The 19,474-nt window shown below is 44.3% G+C and carries 20 protein-coding genes; 16 read left to right on the forward strand and 4 right to left on the reverse strand.

The window, feature by feature from the left end; genetic code table 11:
• The first annotated feature begins 1 nt into the window (after position 1).
• The 12 genes from nifN (at position 2) to modC (ending at position 9,888) form a co-directional block, all read left to right on the forward strand.
• A complete protein-coding gene (gene nifN, locus RXX31_RS01420; RefSeq protein WP_317587305.1) occupies positions 2-1,372 on the forward strand; it encodes a nitrogenase iron-molybdenum cofactor biosynthesis protein NifN in 1,371 nt (456 codons plus the stop codon).
• Positions 1,369-1,848 (forward strand): NifB/NifX family molybdenum-iron cluster-binding protein, encoded by a 480-nt coding sequence (locus RXX31_RS01425; protein ID WP_317587306.1) that lies wholly within the window; start codon positions 1,369-1,371, stop codon positions 1,846-1,848. Before nifN ends, RXX31_RS01425 begins: the two co-directional genes overlap by 4 nt.
• 23 nt (positions 1,849-1,871) lie before the next feature.
• The gene (gene fdxB, locus RXX31_RS01430; RefSeq protein ID WP_317587307.1) at positions 1,872-2,159 is read left to right on the forward strand and encodes a ferredoxin III, nif-specific; all 288 of its coding nucleotides are present in this window, start codon (positions 1,872-1,874) and stop codon (positions 2,157-2,159) included.
• A 253-nt stretch (positions 2,160-2,412) separates the two neighbouring features.
• Complete coding sequence (gene nifU / locus RXX31_RS01435) at positions 2,413-3,303, forward strand: Fe-S cluster assembly protein NifU (protein ID WP_317587308.1); 891 nt, start codon at positions 2,413-2,415, stop codon at positions 3,301-3,303.
• Positions 3,293-4,525 carry a cysteine desulfurase NifS gene (nifS, locus tag RXX31_RS01440; protein WP_317587309.1) on the forward strand — a complete coding sequence of 411 codons (1,233 nt, stop codon included), beginning with the start codon at positions 3,293-3,295 and terminating at the stop codon, positions 4,523-4,525. The genes nifU and nifS overlap by 11 nt, the downstream gene beginning before the upstream one ends.
• 10 nt (positions 4,526-4,535) lie before the next feature.
• A complete protein-coding gene (gene nifV / locus RXX31_RS01445) occupies positions 4,536-5,678 on the forward strand; it encodes a homocitrate synthase (protein WP_317587310.1) in 1,143 nt (380 codons plus the stop codon).
• Between the two features lie 25 nt (positions 5,679-5,703).
• On the forward strand, positions 5,704-5,997 hold the full coding sequence (locus tag RXX31_RS01450) for a nitrogenase-stabilizing/protective protein NifW (protein ID WP_317587311.1): 294 nt from the start codon (positions 5,704-5,706) through the stop codon (positions 5,995-5,997).
• A 4-nt stretch (positions 5,998-6,001) separates the two neighbouring features.
• Positions 6,002-6,454, forward strand: coding sequence for a nitrogen fixation protein NifZ (locus RXX31_RS01455; RefSeq protein WP_317587312.1), 453 nt, complete (start codon positions 6,002-6,004; stop codon positions 6,452-6,454).
• Positions 6,455-6,464: 10 nt separating this feature from the next.
• Entirely contained in the window at positions 6,465-7,301 is an 837-nt protein-coding gene (locus RXX31_RS01460; protein ID WP_317587313.1) for a peptidylprolyl isomerase, read from the forward strand.
• 4 nt (positions 7,302-7,305) lie between these two features.
• Entirely contained in the window at positions 7,306-8,052 is a 747-nt protein-coding gene (modA, locus tag RXX31_RS01465) for a molybdate ABC transporter substrate-binding protein (RefSeq protein WP_317587314.1), read from the forward strand.
• Positions 8,053-8,074: 22 nt separating this feature from the next.
• A complete protein-coding gene (modB, locus tag RXX31_RS01470) occupies positions 8,075-8,743 on the forward strand; it encodes a molybdate ABC transporter permease subunit (protein ID WP_317587315.1) in 669 nt (222 codons plus the stop codon).
• 11 nt (positions 8,744-8,754) lie between these two features.
• On the forward strand, positions 8,755-9,888 hold the full coding sequence (modC, locus tag RXX31_RS01475) for a molybdenum ABC transporter ATP-binding protein (RefSeq protein ID WP_317587316.1): 1,134 nt from the start codon (positions 8,755-8,757) through the stop codon (positions 9,886-9,888).
• A 65-nt stretch (positions 9,889-9,953) separates the two neighbouring features.
• On the opposite strand, the gene RXX31_RS01480 is transcribed toward modC, so the two are convergent.
• Together RXX31_RS01480 and RXX31_RS01485 are read right to left on the reverse strand one after the other, a co-directional pair.
• Positions 9,954-10,649 carry a hypothetical protein gene (locus RXX31_RS01480; protein WP_317587317.1) on the reverse strand — a complete coding sequence of 232 codons (696 nt, stop codon included), beginning with the start codon at positions 10,647-10,649 and terminating at the stop codon, positions 9,954-9,956.
• Positions 10,650-10,755: 106 nt separating this feature from the next.
• A complete protein-coding gene (locus tag RXX31_RS01485; protein ID WP_317587318.1) occupies positions 10,756-11,364 on the reverse strand; it encodes an outer membrane beta-barrel protein in 609 nt (202 codons plus the stop codon).
• A gap of 283 nt (positions 11,365-11,647) precedes the next feature.
• Between RXX31_RS01485 and RXX31_RS01490 the strand changes: the two genes are divergently transcribed.
• Positions 11,648-11,824 (forward strand): hypothetical protein, encoded by a 177-nt coding sequence (locus RXX31_RS01490; protein WP_317587319.1) that lies wholly within the window; start codon positions 11,648-11,650, stop codon positions 11,822-11,824.
• 351 nt (positions 11,825-12,175) lie between these two features.
• On the opposite strand, the gene rarD is transcribed toward RXX31_RS01490, so the two are convergent.
• Positions 12,176-13,075 carry an EamA family transporter RarD gene (gene rarD / locus RXX31_RS01495; protein WP_317587320.1) on the reverse strand — a complete coding sequence of 300 codons (900 nt, stop codon included), beginning with the start codon at positions 13,073-13,075 and terminating at the stop codon, positions 12,176-12,178.
• Between the two features lie 438 nt (positions 13,076-13,513).
• Here rarD and RXX31_RS01500 point away from each other — a divergent pair, with 438 nt between their 5' ends.
• Entirely contained in the window at positions 13,514-14,248 is a 735-nt protein-coding gene (locus RXX31_RS01500) for a DUF2238 domain-containing protein (RefSeq protein WP_317587321.1), read from the forward strand.
• A 451-nt stretch (positions 14,249-14,699) separates the two neighbouring features.
• On the forward strand, positions 14,700-17,270 hold the full coding sequence (locus RXX31_RS01505; protein WP_317587322.1) for an ExeM/NucH family extracellular endonuclease: 2,571 nt from the start codon (positions 14,700-14,702) through the stop codon (positions 17,268-17,270).
• 232 nt (positions 17,271-17,502) lie between these two features.
• On the opposite strand, the gene RXX31_RS01510 is transcribed toward RXX31_RS01505, so the two are convergent.
• Positions 17,503-18,417 (reverse strand): LysR substrate-binding domain-containing protein, encoded by a 915-nt coding sequence (locus tag RXX31_RS01510; protein ID WP_317587323.1) that lies wholly within the window; start codon positions 18,415-18,417, stop codon positions 17,503-17,505.
• Positions 18,418-18,512: 95 nt separating this feature from the next.
• On the opposite strand from RXX31_RS01510, the gene RXX31_RS01515 reads away from it, so the two are divergent.
• Positions 18,513-19,433: a DMT family transporter gene (locus RXX31_RS01515; protein ID WP_317587324.1), complete on the forward strand. Its 921-nt coding sequence runs from the start codon at positions 18,513-18,515 to the stop codon at positions 19,431-19,433.
• Positions 19,434-19,474 lie beyond the last annotated feature (41 nt).

Below are 19,474 nucleotides of genomic sequence, written 5' to 3' on the forward strand. Positions count from 1 at the left end.
TATGGTTACTCCAATCAAACAAAATTCACCACTGGTTACTCAGCCGTTAAAGACAAGTCCGGCAACGGGAGCTACCTTGGCAACGCTCGGTTTTGCTGGTTCGATACCTTTGATGCATGGTTCTCAAGGTTGCAGTGCGTTCACTAAGGTTTACCTTATTCAACACTTAAGAGAACCTGTTCCATTACAGAATACGGCAATCGACCAGGTTTCTGCTGTTATGGGTGGAGAGAGTAACGTAACTGAAGCATTAGAGGTGTTATGTGAAAAGCATTCTCCTGAACTGATCGTGCTTATGAGCACGGGACTGACTGAAATGCAGGGGGCTGACCTGTATCATGCGATTACCGAATTCGCTCTTAAGCATCCGCAATATTCGGATACGAGAATTGTCCCGGTAATGACTCCAGACTTCATCGGCTCGATGCAAACTGGTTTTGCGCATACGGTTCGTAGTGTCGTAAAACAATTGGTTAAAGGACCGACAGGTCGAGCCAAGCAGCGTACACAAGTTAACATTCTCTCTTCTATAGGAATGACTTCTGCTGATATTGAAACGGTTAAACGTTACGTGGAAGCATTTGATTTGGACTCTGTCGTTGTTCCTGACTTATCGCTTTCGTTAGATGGCCACTTAGGTCGTGAGGATTACAGTGCAACAAGCACGGGCGGCACCTCTGTGCTTGAAGTCGAACTGATGGCCGACAGTGCGAAAACGCTGGTATTCGGTGAATCTATGGAAGATATCGCAAAATGGCTTAATGTACGATTCGGTATTGATTACCGCCAATTTGGGATGGCGATGAACCTAGACGCAATCGACCAATTTATCATGACGCTATCTGAGATAAGTGGTCGACCGGTCCCTGGATGGATAACACGTGAGCGCCAACGACTGCAGGATGCATTGCTTGATGTCCATTTTCTGCTGAGTGGCGAGCAATACACCATCGCACTTGAACCTGACTTGGCGAATGGTTACGTCGACTTAATCACCATGGCTGGTGGTACCGTTAGTCAGGTCGTCACGACGTTAGATGTCCCTAGTTTGCAAGACATGCAAGCAGAACAAGTGATTGTTGGCGACTTATCGTGTATCGACCTGTCAAACCCTGAATTAACGTTAGTGATTGGTAACAGCCATTGTGCCAACGTGTGCGAGTCCGTTGTTCCGGTTATGCGAGTCGGTTTCCCATGCTTTGATCAGTTTGGCAACATGGAGCTGAAACAAATAGGATACGAAGGTGCTCGTCAACGACTGTTTTCTGTCGCTAACTTACTACTTCGTAACCATAAAGATGAGGTGACACCGCACGTCAGTTACTATCGCTTTAGTGCGGATGACGTACTACCGACAACGGAGGTGTTATGAAGTCGACAAAGAGAAGGCTGCACCTTCCACCGGAACCGACCGAGGAGCACCTACGCGTTAAGATTGCTTTTACCACCTCGGATCGACAAACGGTTAACCAACACTTCGGTTCCGCAAAAGGTGTATTGATATATGGTATTTACAACACCGAGTGGCACTTAATGGAAGCCATTGAATACAGTACTAATGGCCCTGCACACGATAAATTGCCCAGTCGCATCGCTGACTTATCAGGGTGTGCGGCGATCTTCTGCAATGCATGTGGTGCTTCGGCCATTCGACAATTGCTTGAATATGATATCCAGCCAGTCAAAGTCAGTGAGGGGTGCGACATTCACTTCTTACTGACCGAAGTGATGTCAGAATTGGACAGTGCTCAGACTGGGTGGCTCGCCAGAGCCCTTAAGAAAAATAAGCTGCCAGACGCCGCAGACACGCAAAAGAGGCTAACTCAGCTAATGGATGAAGATTGGTAACGTTTAATACAAGGACGGTTAATGTGAGTAATAAAATAAGCTACACCCGAGGTGGTGATCCATGGGAGCCTCAATTTATTGAAGCAATTGATAAACAAAACTGCATCGGCTGTGGTCGTTGCTTCAAAGTTTGTTCACGTGATGTGTTTGATCTGATTGAGAACGACGACATTGATGAAGATGATGATTACTATGACGAAGATGAAGTCATGATGGTCATGACGCTTAAAAACGCCGAAGATTGTATTGGTTGTGAAGCTTGTTCAAAAGTGTGTCCGAAAAACTGTCAAACCTTTGCGCCTGCAGCATAAATAACAAAAAGGATGAGTTCTCATCCTTTTTAGTCACTCCGTTTTGCATTCCTAATGTTTCTTTGCTGACAAATTGTTTTGTCATAATCCCTACAATTAGTGTGACAACTTTGTCGTACTTATTTCAATGTCACATAAAGCACATATTTTTATTTATATAAGTCAATGGCTTATAAATTTTGTGATCTTGGTCGGCTTATTGCAAAGGTAACAATATCGAAAGAATCGAAAGATATTTAACCAAGGAGTGGCTATGTGGGATTACTCAGACAAGGTGAAGGAACATTTCTTTCAGCCTAAAAACGCAAAATTAGTTAGTGATGCTAATGCACGTGGAGACGTCGGTTCAATCAGTTGCGGAGATGCATTGAGTTTAACGCTTAAAGTTGAGCCGGGTAGTGAAGTGATCTTAGACGCTGGTTTTCAAACGTTCGGCTGCGGTAGTGCAATTGCGTCTTCATCAGCACTTACAGAGATGATCATTGGTAAATCACTTGATGAGGCGATGAGCATTACCAATAACGACATCGCGGAATATCTTGATGGGTTACCACCAGAAAAAATGCACTGTTCCGTAATGGGCATGGAAGCATTACATGCGGCAGTTGCAAACTATCGTGGTGAGACTTTAGAAGATGATCATGAGGAAGGGGAGCTAATCTGTAAGTGCTTTGCTATCGATGATTTAATGATAAAACGTGTAGTGGAAGCCAATAAACTTACAACGCTTGAACAAGTGATCAACTACACCAAAGCGGGTGGGGCTTGTACTTCTTGCCACGAGAAAATTGAGTGGGTTTTGGAAGATTGCCTCAAAGAAATGGCCGAGAAGGGGCTCATTATAGATGTGGCCAAAAGCCGTTATGAGCCGGACGAAGCGATCGTCGCGACTGTTGAGTCGATCATTGAACAGGTACGCCCTTCGGTACAAGCCGATGGTGGTGATGTACGCCTGTTAGATATTGAAGACAACATTGTTTTTGTAGAGATGAGCGGTGCGTGTGTCGGTTGTGGTTTATCTGGCCTGACCTTGGCGAATCTGGAACAAAAAATTACCCAAGCATTGGGAGACACTTATACGGTGTTCCCAGTACAAGAAACTCCATCGAACACGATTAAAAAGGAAGGCTCTTATGACGTTTAACGCTAAATTAAGCAGTGATAAGCTGGTTTACCTTGATAATAATGCCACCACTCGCATTGACCCTAAAGCTCTCGAAGTGATGTTACCGTACTTAGATACCTTTTATGGCAACCCTTCTTCGATTCACCGCCTGGGCGCTGTCGTCGGCCATGCGATGGAGACTGCACGTGAACAAGTTCAGCAGTTAATTGGTGCAGAGCATGCGAGCGAAGTCATCTTTACCTCGTGCGCGACCGAAGCTACATCAACGGCGATTTTGTCTGCTGTTGAAGCTTACCCAGACAAGAAAGAGATCATCACAACACAAGTCGAACATCCGGCGACACTGCAACTTTGCCAGACATTGGAGCGTAAAGGCTACACCATTCACTGGATTGGCGTAGATAAAAAAGGTCGTCTCGACATGACAGCGTTGAAAGCGGCGTTGAGTCGTAATGTGGCGATAATTTCTATCATGTGGGCGAATAATGAAACCGGCACGATATTCCCCGTTGAGCAAGTCGCTCAGCTAGCGAAACGCTACGGTGTTGTCGTGCATGTCGATGCGGTACAGATGGTCGGAAAATGTCCGGTAAATGTTCAGAGCTGTCCTATCGACATGTTGTCTATTTCTGGTCACAAGTTCCATGCGCCTAAAGGCATCGGTGCACTGTATGTGAAACGTGGGACTAAGTTTCGTCCGTTATTGCGAGGTGGCCACCAAGAACGTGGACGACGAGCAGGGACAGAAAATGCAGCTTCTGTGATTGCAATGGGGAAAGCGGCTGAACAGGCTTACATTGCATTGGAAACAGAAACTCAGCGCATTCAAATGCTGCGCGATCGTCTTGAGCAGGGACTACTGGCTCGTATCCCAAATTGCTTCGTGACGGGTTTTCCTAAAAGACGAGTTCCGAATACGACCAACATTGCAGTGGAATTTATTGAAGGTGAAGCGCTGTTGTTAATGATGAATCAAGTCGGAATCGCCGCATCGTCGGGTTCTGCTTGTACATCTGGCTCATTGGAACCTTCTCATGTAATGAAAGCAATGCAGATTCCATTTACCGCTGCACACGGCACATTACGTTTTTCATTGTCGCGATTTACCACCGATGAAGATATTGATCATGTGCTAGAGCATTTGCCACCAATAGTGGAGCGATTGCGCGAAATGTCACCGTACTGGAATTCGGAAACTCAACAAGGAAGTGCCACGGAATTTATTCCTGTATATGGCTAGGAGTATGGCGATGGACAAGGATGTACAGCCAGCAAGCGTCATTATTAATGACACAACCTTGCGTGATGGTGAACAAAGCCCAGGAGTGGGCTTTACCACCGAAGAAAAAGTAAATATTGCGTCGTTACTTGAATCGGCCGGAGTTCCAGAGCTTGAAGTGGGCATTCCCGCGATGGGAGAGCAAGAGCGGGAAACCATTAAAGCGATTACCAGTAGTTTGCATCAGGCAGAGACAATGGGGTGGTGTCGCATGTTGACGGAAGATGTTCAGTGCGCTGGCAACCTTGGACTCGATTGGCTCGATCTCTCAATCCCGGTTTCACATCAACAAATTAAACATAAGCTGAATAAGACCTTGGCTGACGTTTTGCTTGTTTGTGAGCGCGTTATTCAACAGGCTCTTGAAAGCGGAATGAAGGTTTGTGTAGGGATGGAAGATGCCTCTCGTGCCGATCATGATGTGCTATGCAGGGTGCTCGAAGTGGCAGAGTCTTCTGGCGCGAGTCGAGTTCGCTTCGCTGACACTCTCGGTATTCTGGACCCATTTTCGACTTACCAGCTCATCTCCGAAGTACGCGCAAAAACGGGTCTACAGATTGAAATGCATGCACACAACGACTTGGGAATGGCGACAGCGAACTCTCTGGCGGCGATTCGTGCTGGAGCGAACTCTGTAAATACAACGGTTAATGGCCTTGGTGAACGTGCGGGTAATGCGGCACTAGAGGAAGTGACCGTTGCCCTCAATGTGCTGAAACAAGCGGAAACCGGTGTTGATTTATTAAAACTGGATGGCTTGTGTCGCTATGTTCAGGTCGCATCTGGACGCCAACCAGCTCCACAAAAAGCGATAGTTGGTGAATGTGTTTTTACCCATGAATCGGGTATCCATGTCGATGGATTACTTAAAGACATCAATAACTATCAGGGGTTTGCACCTGACTTAGTAGGGCGTTCCCATCAAATGGTGTTGGGTAAACACTCTGGTATTCAGGCGATTGAGTCAATCTATGGGGGGATGGGTATTCGACTCACGAAAGCACAGTGTGAATTGATAAAAGCGCAGTTGGTTAATTGGTCAGAAACCTATAAATGCGTCCCAAACCCGCAGCAGTTAAGAAGTTTTACATCAATGATCCTACACACGGCTTAGTTTCGACATCTTAGGAGTGAATGATATGGACATCACCGAACAACGCGCACTCATTGAAGATCTTGAGCAACTCGAGAGTGTAGAAGACTTTTTAGACTATTTCGCCATTGAATACAGTCGTCAGGTTGTGCAAAGCAAGCACATTCCCCTGTTAAGGCTATGCCGGCAGCTATTAACAGCGAAAAAGGCGACAGACAGTTACGATGATTATCGAGATGCCTTATCGACAGCTTATGGACAAATTGCCCGTGGTCGACTGCCAACGGTGAATCAAAGTGCTTGTGCGACGTGTCAGTCGGACTGCGATAAAACGGAGTGACACTATGCAGATAAACATGCCCCGTTTTGAGCCGGGTAAAGAAGTAAGAGTGGTCAGAAATATTCGTAATGATGGCAGTTTTCGAGACCGAGACAAGGGAGAGTTGCTGGTGACTGCCGGAAGCACGGGGATTGTTCGAAGTTGCGGTTATTTTTTACAGACACAGCTCATTTATCAGGTTTTTATCGAAGCAGAAAACAAAGTGGTGGGGGTAAGAGACAGTGAAGTTATTGACGCCGCATTACCCTGGGTTCCTTGTCTGTTTCGATCTTTAGATAAAGCAAAACTAACCTGCAGCTTGGTGATGTTTGGCAAACAACTCGCATCTAAAGGCGATGTAATAGAAGTATACCGGGCGTACCGAAACTTAGAAGATGGCTCGGTGGATTATGAAGTGAAGTTTGGTGACCACATTATCAGGTTAGATGCCACACGATTAACCCCAATAGAGGCATAGGAGTGTCAGCATGGAAGCGTATCAACGCCACTACCTTACAGCGAAAGTGGCGACAGAAAAATTTAAATTAAACCCGGAATGGCTAAGTGATCAGCAGCGCCAGGATGTCGATGCCCAGGTTGCACAGCTATTTCGAATTCAGTCTGCAGTACTGAGTTCTAGTTTGGGTATTCAAACTTATATTCATGACAATGAGATCGAACAAGCGATGAATGAAGTGATGGATGGCTACCCGAGCTTAGAAGAATTTTATCTCGCGCTGCGAGGCCAGCAGTTGTCAGAAAGTGATCTGAGGCAAGCGTTAAAGGACGAACTTCGCTGCAATAAAGTGTTAGAGCAGATTAGTAGTGATGTTCCTGAACTCAGCGAAGAAGCAGCTTTTGAACATTATCAAGCCAACCAGGAAAAGTTTGTCCGCCCAAGCCTATGGGAGCTGAGTCAGATACTGGTCACCGTAAATAGCGACATTGAGGAAAATCACCGTGAACCTGCTTTTGCTCGCATTCAGGAAGCAAAGCAAGAGTTAAAGGAGAGAGATTTTTCGCAAGTCGCACTTAAATATTCTGAATGTCCGAGTGCGGTCAATGATGGCTACCTGGGATGGTGTGAAGGGCCAAAGCTATTCCCGCAAATTGTGCAGCAGCTACCACTTCTGGATCTGATGGAGATCAGCTCAGTAATAGAGACTGAGATCGGATTTCACTTGGTTCGCGTCCACTCCGTCAAACAGAGTGGTCCGGTGTCGTTTGAGCAAGCTTATCCATACCTCAAGCAAAAACATCAACAACGTGCCAAAGCATACATACAAAAGCAGTGGGTATCGCAGCTATTAGTAGAAGAAGGGTAGTTTTATGGCAAAAAATAGAACTATCTTACAATGTTGTTTTGCGCTTTCACTGTTCTCTAATACTGCTTTTAGCGAGACATTGACCGTTGCGGTTGCGAATAACTTTTACGGGCCGATGAAATCGCTGGTGAGTGATTATAAACAACAGCAGGGTGATGATGTCGAGATTAGCACAGGCTCAACGGGCCAGCTTTATGCGCAAATTATCAACGGGGCACCATTTGATTTGTTCTTTGCTGCGGATCAACATCGCCCTCAATTACTGGTTGAGCAGCAACTGGCTGATGACGTCTTTACGTACGCACAAGGTGTGTTGGTTGCATGGACGCCTTCTGAAAACCTTGACGTTAAATCAGAGTTGTTTTCGGGAGATTTTCAGTACCTGGCGATCGCCGATCCAAAGCTTGCCCCCTATGGGTTAGCAGCACAGCAGGTGCTGGAGAAGCATCAACAATGGCAAAGCGTGAAAAATAAACTGGTGATCGGCAAAGGGTTGAACGCCACCTATCAATTTGTTTTTACCGGTAATGCACAAATCGGGCTACTGGCGAAATCTCAGGTTTATCAGCAAGGAAAGTTTCAGTCAGGCAGCGTATGGCAAGTTCCGTATAGTGATTACGAGCCAATTAAGCAAGATGTGGTGACATTGAAGTTAGGCAAAGATAAAGCCAGTGCGACGCAATTTATCACTTACCTGAAAAGCGATCGTGCTAAAGACATTATTCGCAGTTATGGGTACTTGACCGACTGAGAGAAAGAGTAAGGGGATACCATTGGATGGTTTAGTGATTGCTACGACACTGAAGTTGGCTTTCGTCGTAACGTGCGCTCTGCTGGTGATTGGCATACCCACAGCTTGGTGGTTATGCCACGGCAAATCGCGTTTTAAGCCGGTGATCGAGTCTGTTCTGCTGTTACCTTTGGTTCTGCCACCGACCGTTCTCGGCTTTTATCTGCTCGTGCTACTTGGGCCACAGGGCAGTGTCGGGCAGATCTTATATAAGCTTAGCTGGCAACAATTGCCGTTTACCTTCACCGGAATCGCGGTCGCATGCACCATACACTCGCTGCCATTCGTTCTCCAGCCGCTTAAGAACGCGTTCGCCGCAATTGGTAAAAGACCAATGGAAGTCGCGGCCACATTGCGTGCGTCGCCACTTGATACGTTTATTACGGTCACATTACCTCTAGCATGGCCAGGGGTCTTATCTTCTGCCGTGATGGGGTTTTGCCACACTTTGAGTGAGTTCGGCGTCGTGCTTATGATTGGGGGCAATATACCAGGACAAACACGGGTTATGTCGGTCGAAATTTACAACCATGTTGAAGCTCTCGACTATCTTAATGCGCATATTTTATCGGCTGGATTAGTCGGTTTCTCTTTTCTGGCGTTGTTGCTGATTCATTGGCTCAACAATCTGCATAAAGTCAGAATGGAGTAGGAGGTAATCGAATGATCAACGCGATAGTGACTGAAATTGAAGGCGTAATAAGTACTGAAAATGAAGGTGCAATAAGCGCTAAGCTGAACATCAACTATGAAGACTTCCAGCTTAAGGCGGATTTAGAACTGCCTAGCCGAGGTGTGACCGTACTCTTCGGGCATTCTGGTTGCGGGAAGACGACTTGTTTGAGAGCCATTGCGGGACTAGTCAGAGTCGAACAAGGCGAAGTACGAGTAAACACAGAAAAATGGCAAAGCTGGGACGGAAAAGTTTTTATTCCTACCTTTGAACGCCGAATCGGTTATGTTTTTCAAGAGGCAAGCTTATTCCCTCATTTAAACGTTGATCAAAATCTGGCTTACGCGGAGAAGAGGGTAAAGAAACAACCGATCCTTTTTAATCGTGCCAGCATTTTGCAGTTATTAGGCATAAATTCCTTGTTGAATCGTTATCCATCACAACTTTCCGGCGGAGAGAAACAGCGAGTGGCGATTGCGCGTGCTTTGCTGACACAGCCCCAATTGTTGCTGATGGATGAGCCGCTATCTGCCCTGGACCATGCCAGAAAAGAAGAGTTTTTACCTTATCTTGAGCGTCTCCAGAGGATGTGGGATCTGCCTATCATCTATGTCACTCACTCAGTACAAGAGCTGGCAAGGCTGGCGGATCATATCGTGTTGTTTAATCAAGGTAACATCATCGCCAGCGGCGGGGCCCAACAGATCATGTCTGATGCTAAGTTTAGTCATCTGTTTGGTGAAGAGATGGGGAGCGTATTTGACACCATAGTAAAAAACCATTGCGAAAACTATGGTATGACGGAAGTTACATGTGACAATGTCACGTTTTATATCCCCGGAGAAACGGCGAACATTGGAGAGCGCCAGCGTTGTCGTATTCTGGCCTGCGACGTGGGGATAGCATTGGATGAGCCTGTTTCCACCACCGTACTTAACCGATTACCGGCAAAGATTATCGAGATTGAATCAAAATCCATTCAAACAGGGGAAGTGTTAGTGGTATTGGAACTCGATAACCAACAACGTTTACTCGCGAGGGTAACGCTGAAATCACTTCATGAACTCGATTTACATCGAGATAAGCACGTCTGGGCTCTGATTAAATCCGTCGCGATTTGTTAGTAAACAGGTTTAAACCTAAAGCCTAACAAATAAACTAACCACCCGAAGGTGGTTAGTTGTTGTCCTTAAAGTATTGGAACACTGCCCCAAATTATCGCATTTTCATTTGCTAGTGCGCCTAAGGCATAGGTAGTTCCTGAATATTCAACGGTAACTACTCTAGCCTCATAGTCAGAGCCATTTAGCGTGTCATCAGAGCACCCTGTAGCGATAACATTGTTTGCGGAAAAATACCCTTTGACTCTCGATAACTGGCCACTGAGGGTACAGACACCATTCACAATGAAACTGCCATCACTATTGATTGTCCATGTTGAGCCATCATTAGGATTGGTATGTGTTCCCGTCATAGAAGAGAGTGGTGCACTATCTGACGTTCGAGTGAATGAGTAAACTAAATTGTAATTGTCCACGACACCACTTATTGTTGCGCCATCTTCAGAAAAAGAGATTTCGGTTTCCAAACTAGGATCATATGCGTATTCGTATGAAGAAACATAGGCTAGTCCCTTGTTTATCATACTGTTCCCACTAATAGTGTGGGTATCGTTGAAGTACAAAGAATCATCAAAATAATCACCAACGACTACCGAATGTTGGCGTAGATCAGTGTCTACTAACATGACAACCAGATCCGTGCTATTTATGTAAATGCCGTCTTTGGTATAAGATTGCTGAAAATCTGGAGCGCTGTCATCTCCATCACTATTGCAGCCGGCTAATGTTGAGAGTAGTACCATTGCTAGTAGAGATTTTTTCATATTAAATCCTGCCTTAATTATGAACCGTACAACTAACTCGGTTAAATATTTGTACTGTAAAATCGACGCCCTGAGAGCGCATAGAAATCGTATTCAGGCTAGCGTGTTAGAAATACCAAGCTAGGTTTGCGTTAATACCACTCACTTTAATGCTGTAATCCAGTCTTTCGTTGTCCAGTCTCGCGCTGTAATCTTCGTCATGGATGACAACCCATTCCACCTGAAGCTTTACATTTGTACCTTTGCCAATTTCTGCGCCAACGCCGTAGGTAAAGTCACCCTCAGTGTCACTTTCGCCACCGACTTCGGCCGTTGCTAAGCCATAGCCAAATAACCCATAGAGAGAAAAGTACTCGTGAAGAGGTAACGTTGGTTTTCCATAAACAGCGAAAAATCGGCTCATTTCTACCGAAGTCCCGAAGTAATCCTCATCGGTGAGACCAAAGTAGCCACGCCCTTCAACTGATATCCAGGGATTAAACTGGTAACCAGCAAAAGCACCTAACATAGATGCACCTGAAATATCATCACTTCCGGAACCAATCAACGTGCTGTTGCTATCGTATAGAGAGCCACTTATATCCATGGTTAAAAACGAAGCGCCAATCCCAAAATAAATATCATTGAAGTTATCTACATTAGTGTTTGCTGTTGCTATCGTTGGCATTCCTAAAAGAAGTAGTGAAGAGATTCCAACTGAACGGATTTTATTCATATGACGACCTTGCCTTATCTGTTGTTGTTATATGTAACGAGATGAATTATGCGGTATGTGCATGTGTATGCATTATTTTAACGTCAATAAAGTGATGGTTGTCACCATAACTATTTATTATTGATAGATTTAATGTTATTTGTGTGCGTTATAAAGTCTGGGTAGTATTTTCTAAAGCTGGATAATGCTCGATTGGTTGATGATGAGAGTTTTTAGAACCGTGCTAGACAGGAGGACTACACCTATACTCTTAATAGATGGTCATGATGAAGAGGTGGGGGCTATGGACTTTACCGAAAAACTTCGCTTAAGAGGCAAGGCGGAAGAAGATTTGTACTTTGCCAAGTTAGATCGTCAGCTTATTGAAGCGCTGCATGAAAAGCAGAAACAACAGCAAGCTATTTTGAAGTCAGATGAGACGGAAGATTCAATTATTCCGTCAACGATGGAAACAAAATAACTGACGATATACGAACTCAGTATGTATAGTCAGATGCTGTTGCTATCTCACGTTTCATATTTCAATTAAGTGGAATGGTAAAGGATGCGCTTTCTGTGATTTATTAAACCCGCCGTTTAATCTTGAATACCCGTCACTTAACAGTTTTTATCTGTGTCATTCCAGCGAGCATTAGCGAGACTAGGAATCTAATAGGAGCGCGCTGAGTAGTTAAAGAAATAGCTTTGGCTATAACGTGCGCGGTAAGTAGATCCTGAATCACGCTCCTTCGTCGCTGTTCAGGATGACTGCATAGTGTGAAGATGCGGTTCTTCATATGCCGTTCGCAATTAAACGAACACTATTTACCGTTTAATATTTCGCTCTCTTCAAACTCAGAAATCCCTCAACCATCAAGACAAAAACAGCGAGCCAGATGGCAATATACGTTGGCCACTCCTTCGCAGTGATGCTTTCGCCCAGCAAAATAGCGACTGCGACCAGAAGTACGGGCTCAACATAAACCAGCAGACCAAACAGACTCAAGTTTAGGTGAGGTGCAGACAGAGATTGAAATGCCAACGCTAATGTACTGATTAACCCCAACCCCAGAATTAACCAAAGGAGATCAGTATTGACATTTAGCTCTTGAAGAATGTGCCCACTTTCAAAGATAAAGTAGAGACTGATTGGCAGACTTAACATCATGTCAAACCAGACACCACCAATATTGTTGGTGTCGGTTTTTTGTCGTAACCAAAAATAGATTGGGTAACCTAAGCAGACGACCAGGGTAGGCCAGGCTAACGTCTGAGATATTACCATTTGGTTGAGAATGCCAAGAACGGCGAAAAAACAAGCCAGCTTCTGAAAGCGAGACATGCGATCGTTAAATGCCAAACGTCCAACCAAAACTAAAGTGATGGGCATCATAAAATAACCAAGTGACACGGCAAGTCCGTAGCCGTTCACGGGTGCCCACAAAAACAGCCATAACTGAACGCCAATCAAAAATGACGCGATAACACGAGTAAAAATGAACGCCAGGTCAAACTTTAACATTCGCGCAAAGATAGCCTCTACTTGGTACCAGTGTCCGTTGGCGAGAATAAAAACGGTTAACAGTGGGACAGTAATTAAGATACGCCATCCATATATTTCCTCCCCATTAAGTTCACCAAGTAGAGACGTGTAAGCGAACATGGTAGCGAAGAGGGCTGACCCGATGATATTGAGAGTCACGCCAAAAGGAGTATTGGTTCTAGTGTGCATAATTCTTTTCGAGTGCGGTTCAAATTGATGGTGGTACTTACAAAGCACGTGAGCGTGTCTAGGGTATTTACAAGCAGACTTATCCCGAAGTGATTCCCATTGCTTGACCAGCATGATCATTCATTGCGCAATATGTTGCAAAATTATTGTTACGTTCTCTTGCGTAAGCTAACAGAAATGAAACATCTTCGCACCAAATGTGTGCGTGAGTGCATAAAATGCATTTTATACTTTAGAAGTCCGTCTTGTGTGTTGAACCCGTAGAGTTTGGTATAGCCACTCAAAAGATCGTTTGAATCGTTAACTTAACTCTGTATGGTTCCATCAATCAACAACCTGTTGACCTCGTAAATAGTAAGTCTTTTGTTTGGGGAAATTAGCTCATCAGACCACCACTTTCTATACTATGAATAATGGGAGAGCAAGGGCAGTTTTATAATGATACAAACACACAATCGCTATTTTGTTTCCTTAGCAATACTCTTCACCTTCGTTTTTATAGCGCTCTCGATCAACCCCTATGACCGTGCGGACTGGGCTTTGGAAAATTCCTTAGTTTTTGTGTTTGTGATTGTCATGGCTTTTTCGTACCGTCATTTTCCGATGTCGAGAGTATCTTACACATTAATATTTATTTTCATGTGTTTACATGAAATTGGTGCTCACTATACCTACGCCCGAGTGCCTTATGATGATTTTCTGCTTAATAATCTTGGCTTTAGTCTTAATGAGTCTATGGGCTGGGAAAGAAACCACTTTGATCGGTTTACCCACTTTTGCTATGGACTTTTACTCGCGTATCCGATCAGAGAGTTATATTGCCGAGTTGCCAATACATCTGGCTTTTGGGGCTATTTCTTTCCTTTGGATTTGACGATGGCGACATCTATGGTATTTGAACTATTTGAATGGGGTGCGGCTGAGATGTTTGGTGGTGACTTGGGAATGAATTATCTCGGCACACAGGGAGATATATGGGATGCTCACAAAGATATGCTACTAGCAAGTATCGGTGCCTTTATCGCTATGGCCATCACCTTGGGTATTAATTTTTACATCCAGAAAGACTTCCGTGAAGAATGGAATGAGAGTCTGAGAATCAAGAACAAGCACCCACTTGGAGAAGATGAAATAAAAAGGATGCTGGATTCAAATCATAAGCATGAAAGTTAGTTACTTTTAAGGTAATTGCAAAGTTATTGTGTCAAATTTTAATTTATTTCGTCGCTACTAAGTTATTTCTTCCATATTCTCAATTTAGAGAATTTATCTGCAATGTATCTAGTCTTCCCGTGTTCGCCAAATTTTCATAAAGAATCAATATTGAATATTTTGAAAGATAAATGTATGCGATTACATTCTAGTATATTTGATCCTGTTGTTTTTAGAGTGGATGGATTAATTAAAGTTTCATATTGTTTTAACTCAATAGTGACACTCTGATTTTGATTTAACTAATTAAAAGTAAATTAATTTATCTTTCATTTAAATGGCTGATGGCCTGATTTATAGTCACTTTAAATTCATATTAACCTGATAATTTATATTAGAAATATGACTAATCAATAAAAGTAAGTTATAGCGAAATTAAACATATAGCTTACACAACATGGATGAGATCTAGATGAAAAAAACACTGATTACATTATCGGTGGGGCTGGCACTTTCTGCCGCTGCCAATGCCGAAGTTTTGATTACGGAATATGTTGAAGGTGGTAGCTACAATAAAGCGATAGAGCTGTATAACAATGGCTCGGAAAGTGTTTCACTCTCCAACTATACGCTGGCACGTTATAAAGATGGCTCCGCAATCCCGACAGAGATGGTTAGTTTGAACGGTACATTGGCAGCTCAAGAGCTGTTGGTTGTACAGAACAATCTGGCTGAGCTGTCACTTTCTGCTGATGTCGCCACGATCATTTCTTCTGCCCTGGTACACAATGGTGGTGATGCGGTTGCGCTGTTGAATAACGGTATTGTGGTCGATATTGTTGGGGATGTACCAACAGCCAGTGGATGGGGTAAGGATATCACTCTGCGTCGTATAGGTCGTACAGCGAGCGCGGTATACGATGAAAGTGACTGGAGCAGTTACGCTAAAGATACCTTTGACGGATTGGGAAGCCTATCTGATGAGACGACAGATAACACCATTCCTGACGCCATAGCCACAACCATTATGGAAATACAGGGGGATTCCTGGCGTTCTCCTTTGATTGATTCTGGATACGAATCTCAAGAGCATTTTGAAGTGACAGGTATTGTTACCGCGATTCAAACCTCCGCATTGGGGAACGATCTCCCTGTCGGCTTCTTCATTCAAGATCAGTATGGGGACGGCAACGAGAATACCTCTGACGCTATCTTCGTCAATGGCGATATCAATGGGATCGAAGTTGGCAATACCGTTACTGTTCAAGGTAAAGCCTACGAAAGTTATGGTTGGACTCAGCTGACTGATACACATATCAATAATATCGAACCGACCCAAATAACCATCATTCCAACCCCTCTACGCACTCTGGATACTGATGAAAGTTTCGACTTCACGCTGGAGCGCCATGAGGGCATGTTGATTGAGCTAGACGAAGCGGCTGACATGCATATCACGCGTACCTTCAGCTTTGATTATGATGCTTACCGCTACAATATGATGGCATCGTATGAGCGCGTCAACTTACATATGAACCAGCAAAATGTACCGGGTTCTGTCGAAGCATTAGCTCAGGATAATGAGAATAAAAATCGTCGTATCTATATCGAGTCATTCCAAAAAGCAGCCAACGGTGTCGTACCTTGGTACAGCGAGTTTCTGACAGAAAGCGCGGTTCCAATGGAAGATGGTACGACGACCAGTGATGATTATATCCGTATCGACGACACTATTAACGGGCTTCAGGGCGTGTTGGGTTATTCATACAGTGATTACCGTCTGTATGTCACCAATGAAGCAAACCAGGATACGTTTATTCATAACAATGATCGTACCACTGCCCCTGACGTTGCCGATGGTGATCTGCGCGTAGCCACTTTCAACGTACTCAACTACTTTAACTCACCATTTGGCGGGGCAGAAAACCCTTACGGTGACAACCGTGGCGCGGAAACTTTCGATGAGTTTGAACGCCAAGGCGATAAAATTGCCAAAGCGATAGTCGCGATGGACGCGGATATCGTTGGCTTGATGGAGATTGAAAACAATGGATTCGGTGAAGCGTCTGCTGTAGCGCATTTAGTCAATAAAATTAACCTTCTGATTCAAGATGAGTCAGACCAGTACGCGTATGTATCCAGTGAAGATTATGAATACGTAGGTACCGATGCAATCACGAACCAAGTGATATTCAAACCTTCTAAAGTGACACTCGATACTTACCGACTGATTAAAATGCCGGAGCAACACGCTACAGAAGGTGAGGATACCGACAACTATCAGAGGGACGCTATCACGCCAACTTTCCGTATCAAAGGGAGTGATGAGGCAATTACCGTGTCTGTTAACCACTTCAAGTCAAAGGGTTCAACCTGTTGGGAGGACGTTAATCTACAAAACGGCCAAGATCCTGATGGACAGGGCTCATGTGAAAACTTCCGCGTATCGGCAGCCCAACATTTGGGAACCGAGTTGGCTAAAATCGACGGCCATAAGTTGATTCTGGGTGACCTGAACTCTTACGCCAGCGAAGATCCGATTTTGTTGCTAACCGATCTACCAGAAGGGCACTCGGTCACTCCTGCTCGCGATACCTTTATCGGTACTCAAGAAATGGACGGAGCCCAGCCAGAAAGTCTGACAGAATCATTTGGCTACCGAAATGTTATTAGAGAAATACACCCGGATTCATACAGCTATTCTTACGATGATACTTTAGGTACGCTCGATTATATTCTGGCAGATGCCGACACAGCGGCAAACAACGTTGTTGATGCTATCGACTGGAATATTAACTCGCCAGAATCAACTTATGTTGATTACTCGACGCAATACTCAGGTGAATTGCCAAAATACTACGATATTTATCGAGCTTCCGATCATGACCCTGCGGTAGTTGTACTTACATTTGGCAATGATGATAAACATGGATCTGGAAAGCATCCTAATCATCCTAACAAGCACAATAAACATAAGAATAAGCACAATAAATCTGACAACAGAAACAAGCCAAAGAAACCTTGGTTTCAAGGCAATCACTAACAAAATGAGCTTTAGTGGAGTTCATCGATTTAGGCGCATTTTAGCGGTATGAATAGGGTCGATTGCCGATCATACCAATAAAGATGGTACTTAAATCGCAAGTGTCTAAGCCCGGCCATGAAGTGTAATATTTCCATGCTGCCGGGCTTTTTCTTACCTCATAGGTTTGTTTCTGTTTCCCCCGGGGCAAAGAACGATACTAACTTTCTCTACCCGAGCTAATCCAAGGTTCTTAATAGTCATCATCTAATTCGTTGTTAAATTCTTTACTCAACCAATTCTTCAGGGTCAGCACGTTGTCGTTACGCAGCTTTTCTGGTTTGCAAACAAAGAAAAATTCCAGATGGGGATTTTTAACTGGCTTACCTACTTCTACCAACAAACCGTGTTTGATTTCGTCACGGACGAATAATCGGTGGGTGACGAAAACGCCCAGTTTCCGAATGGCTGCCTGAACGGCATGGATGGAAGCAATAAAACTCAAATTATTACGCTTTTTGGGAACGGGAAGTGAGTTACCCTGACACCAGACACTCCAGTCCTGCTTTCTGCGCAGGTTTTCGGCATAAATCGCAGGATAACGTTGTAACAAGTCAGCAGCGGTTGGGGGTTCTTGCGAATGGGATAACAAGTCTGGGCTGCAAACGAGCAAGAGTTCATCATCCCCGAGTTTTTCACAGTAGTAATCCTCCCATTCATCGGATGTTCCGTGAATGATTGCGACATCGACACCTTCTTGGTTTAAATCAAATGGACCGATTAGGTTTGACAGGCGAATATCCACATTGGGCGCATATTGCTGGAAATTATTTACTCGTGGTACCCACCAATGTATCGCCAGAGAGTTGATCATATTTAGGGTAATTCGATTTGATTGTGGCTGATGAGTGACGGCATCTGTCGCCTCGACAATCGTTTTTAATGCCGGAGCAATGTCATTGTAGTACTTCTGGCCAACGGAATTGAGCTGAACCTGCCTGCCAACACGCTGAAACAATGGCTGCCCGATAAGAGATTCAAGGCTTTTTATCGCTTGGCTGATTGCAGAGTGGCTGACGCTAAGCACGCCAGCGGCTTCGGTCATACTGCCGGTTTCTGCAACCGCGACAAAGGCGTAGAGAGATTTCAGTGGTGGTCGTTTATTCATGTGTAAGTTTTTCTAACAGGTTTGTTTAAATATATTCGTTTTTTTCTTTGTTGTCATTGCTCTAGTATGGGCGCGTCAATAGGGAGGATAATATCTTGTCGAAGAACCACGCTGTACCTTATATGCTAATTTCCACGTTCAGTTTATCGTTGACTGGACTTTTATTAAAAAAACTTACCGAAATGATGGGCATTGAGCTGCTTACGTTTCTACGTTTTCTTCTGCCAGCTTTATTGCTTTTTGCCATCGTACTAGCTGCAAAGTTGCCTTTGCCACCGCGTAAAGTATTAAAACCTATTATTATTCGTGGGTTATGTATTGCTGCATGCCAACTCTGCTTTATTGCGTCATTGAATACGTTATCCCTGGTGGAAAGCTCAGTACTGTTTGCGACCGGGCCGCTCTTTATCGCTGTTTTAGAAAAGTTATTTTTTAAAGTCACGATTAAACCTGAAACGAAATTTGGTTTAGCGGCGACGTTTGTTGGCGTCTTAATGTTGGCCGGGGATGTTTCTGGTATTCAGTTTAGACCGGAGCTATTGATCGGTTTAGGGGCGGGATTTTTCAGTGCAGGGTCTCAGGTGAGTTTGTTTCGCGCTAGTAAGAAAGAGGTCAAGCCTGCGGTATTCAATAGTTGGACATTTTTAATTGCTGCATTGAGTGTGCTGCCATTGTCGTTTATCTCAGGTCTGTCGGAAATGGATATGCAGATATTGATCGAACCACAACTCAACGCATCGGTGTGGGTATTTCTTTTGGCGCTCTCGATATTCGTCGTCGGGAATCAAATATTTCGCTCTAAAGCGTACCGATTGGCAGAAAGTAACTCGCAACTTGCGCCGTTGATCTTTACCAATCTTCTGTTTACCGCGATATGGCAGGTCATGTTTTTTGATGAAAGTTTTTCTCACTATCAGGTCGCAGGAATTACGCTGATCATTCTCGCTGCGCTGATGAATAGTTTTGCCGCCAAAGTATTCAGGCACCTCTTTCATACCCCAGTTCATCACGCTTGAATGTATATGAACCCACATAACTTTGATTCACTCCATAGCAA

This window comes from Vibrio sp. EA2 (genome assembly GCF_033042495.1).
In the GTDB taxonomy this organism is placed as follows: domain Bacteria; phylum Pseudomonadota; class Gammaproteobacteria; order Enterobacterales; family Vibrionaceae; genus Vibrio.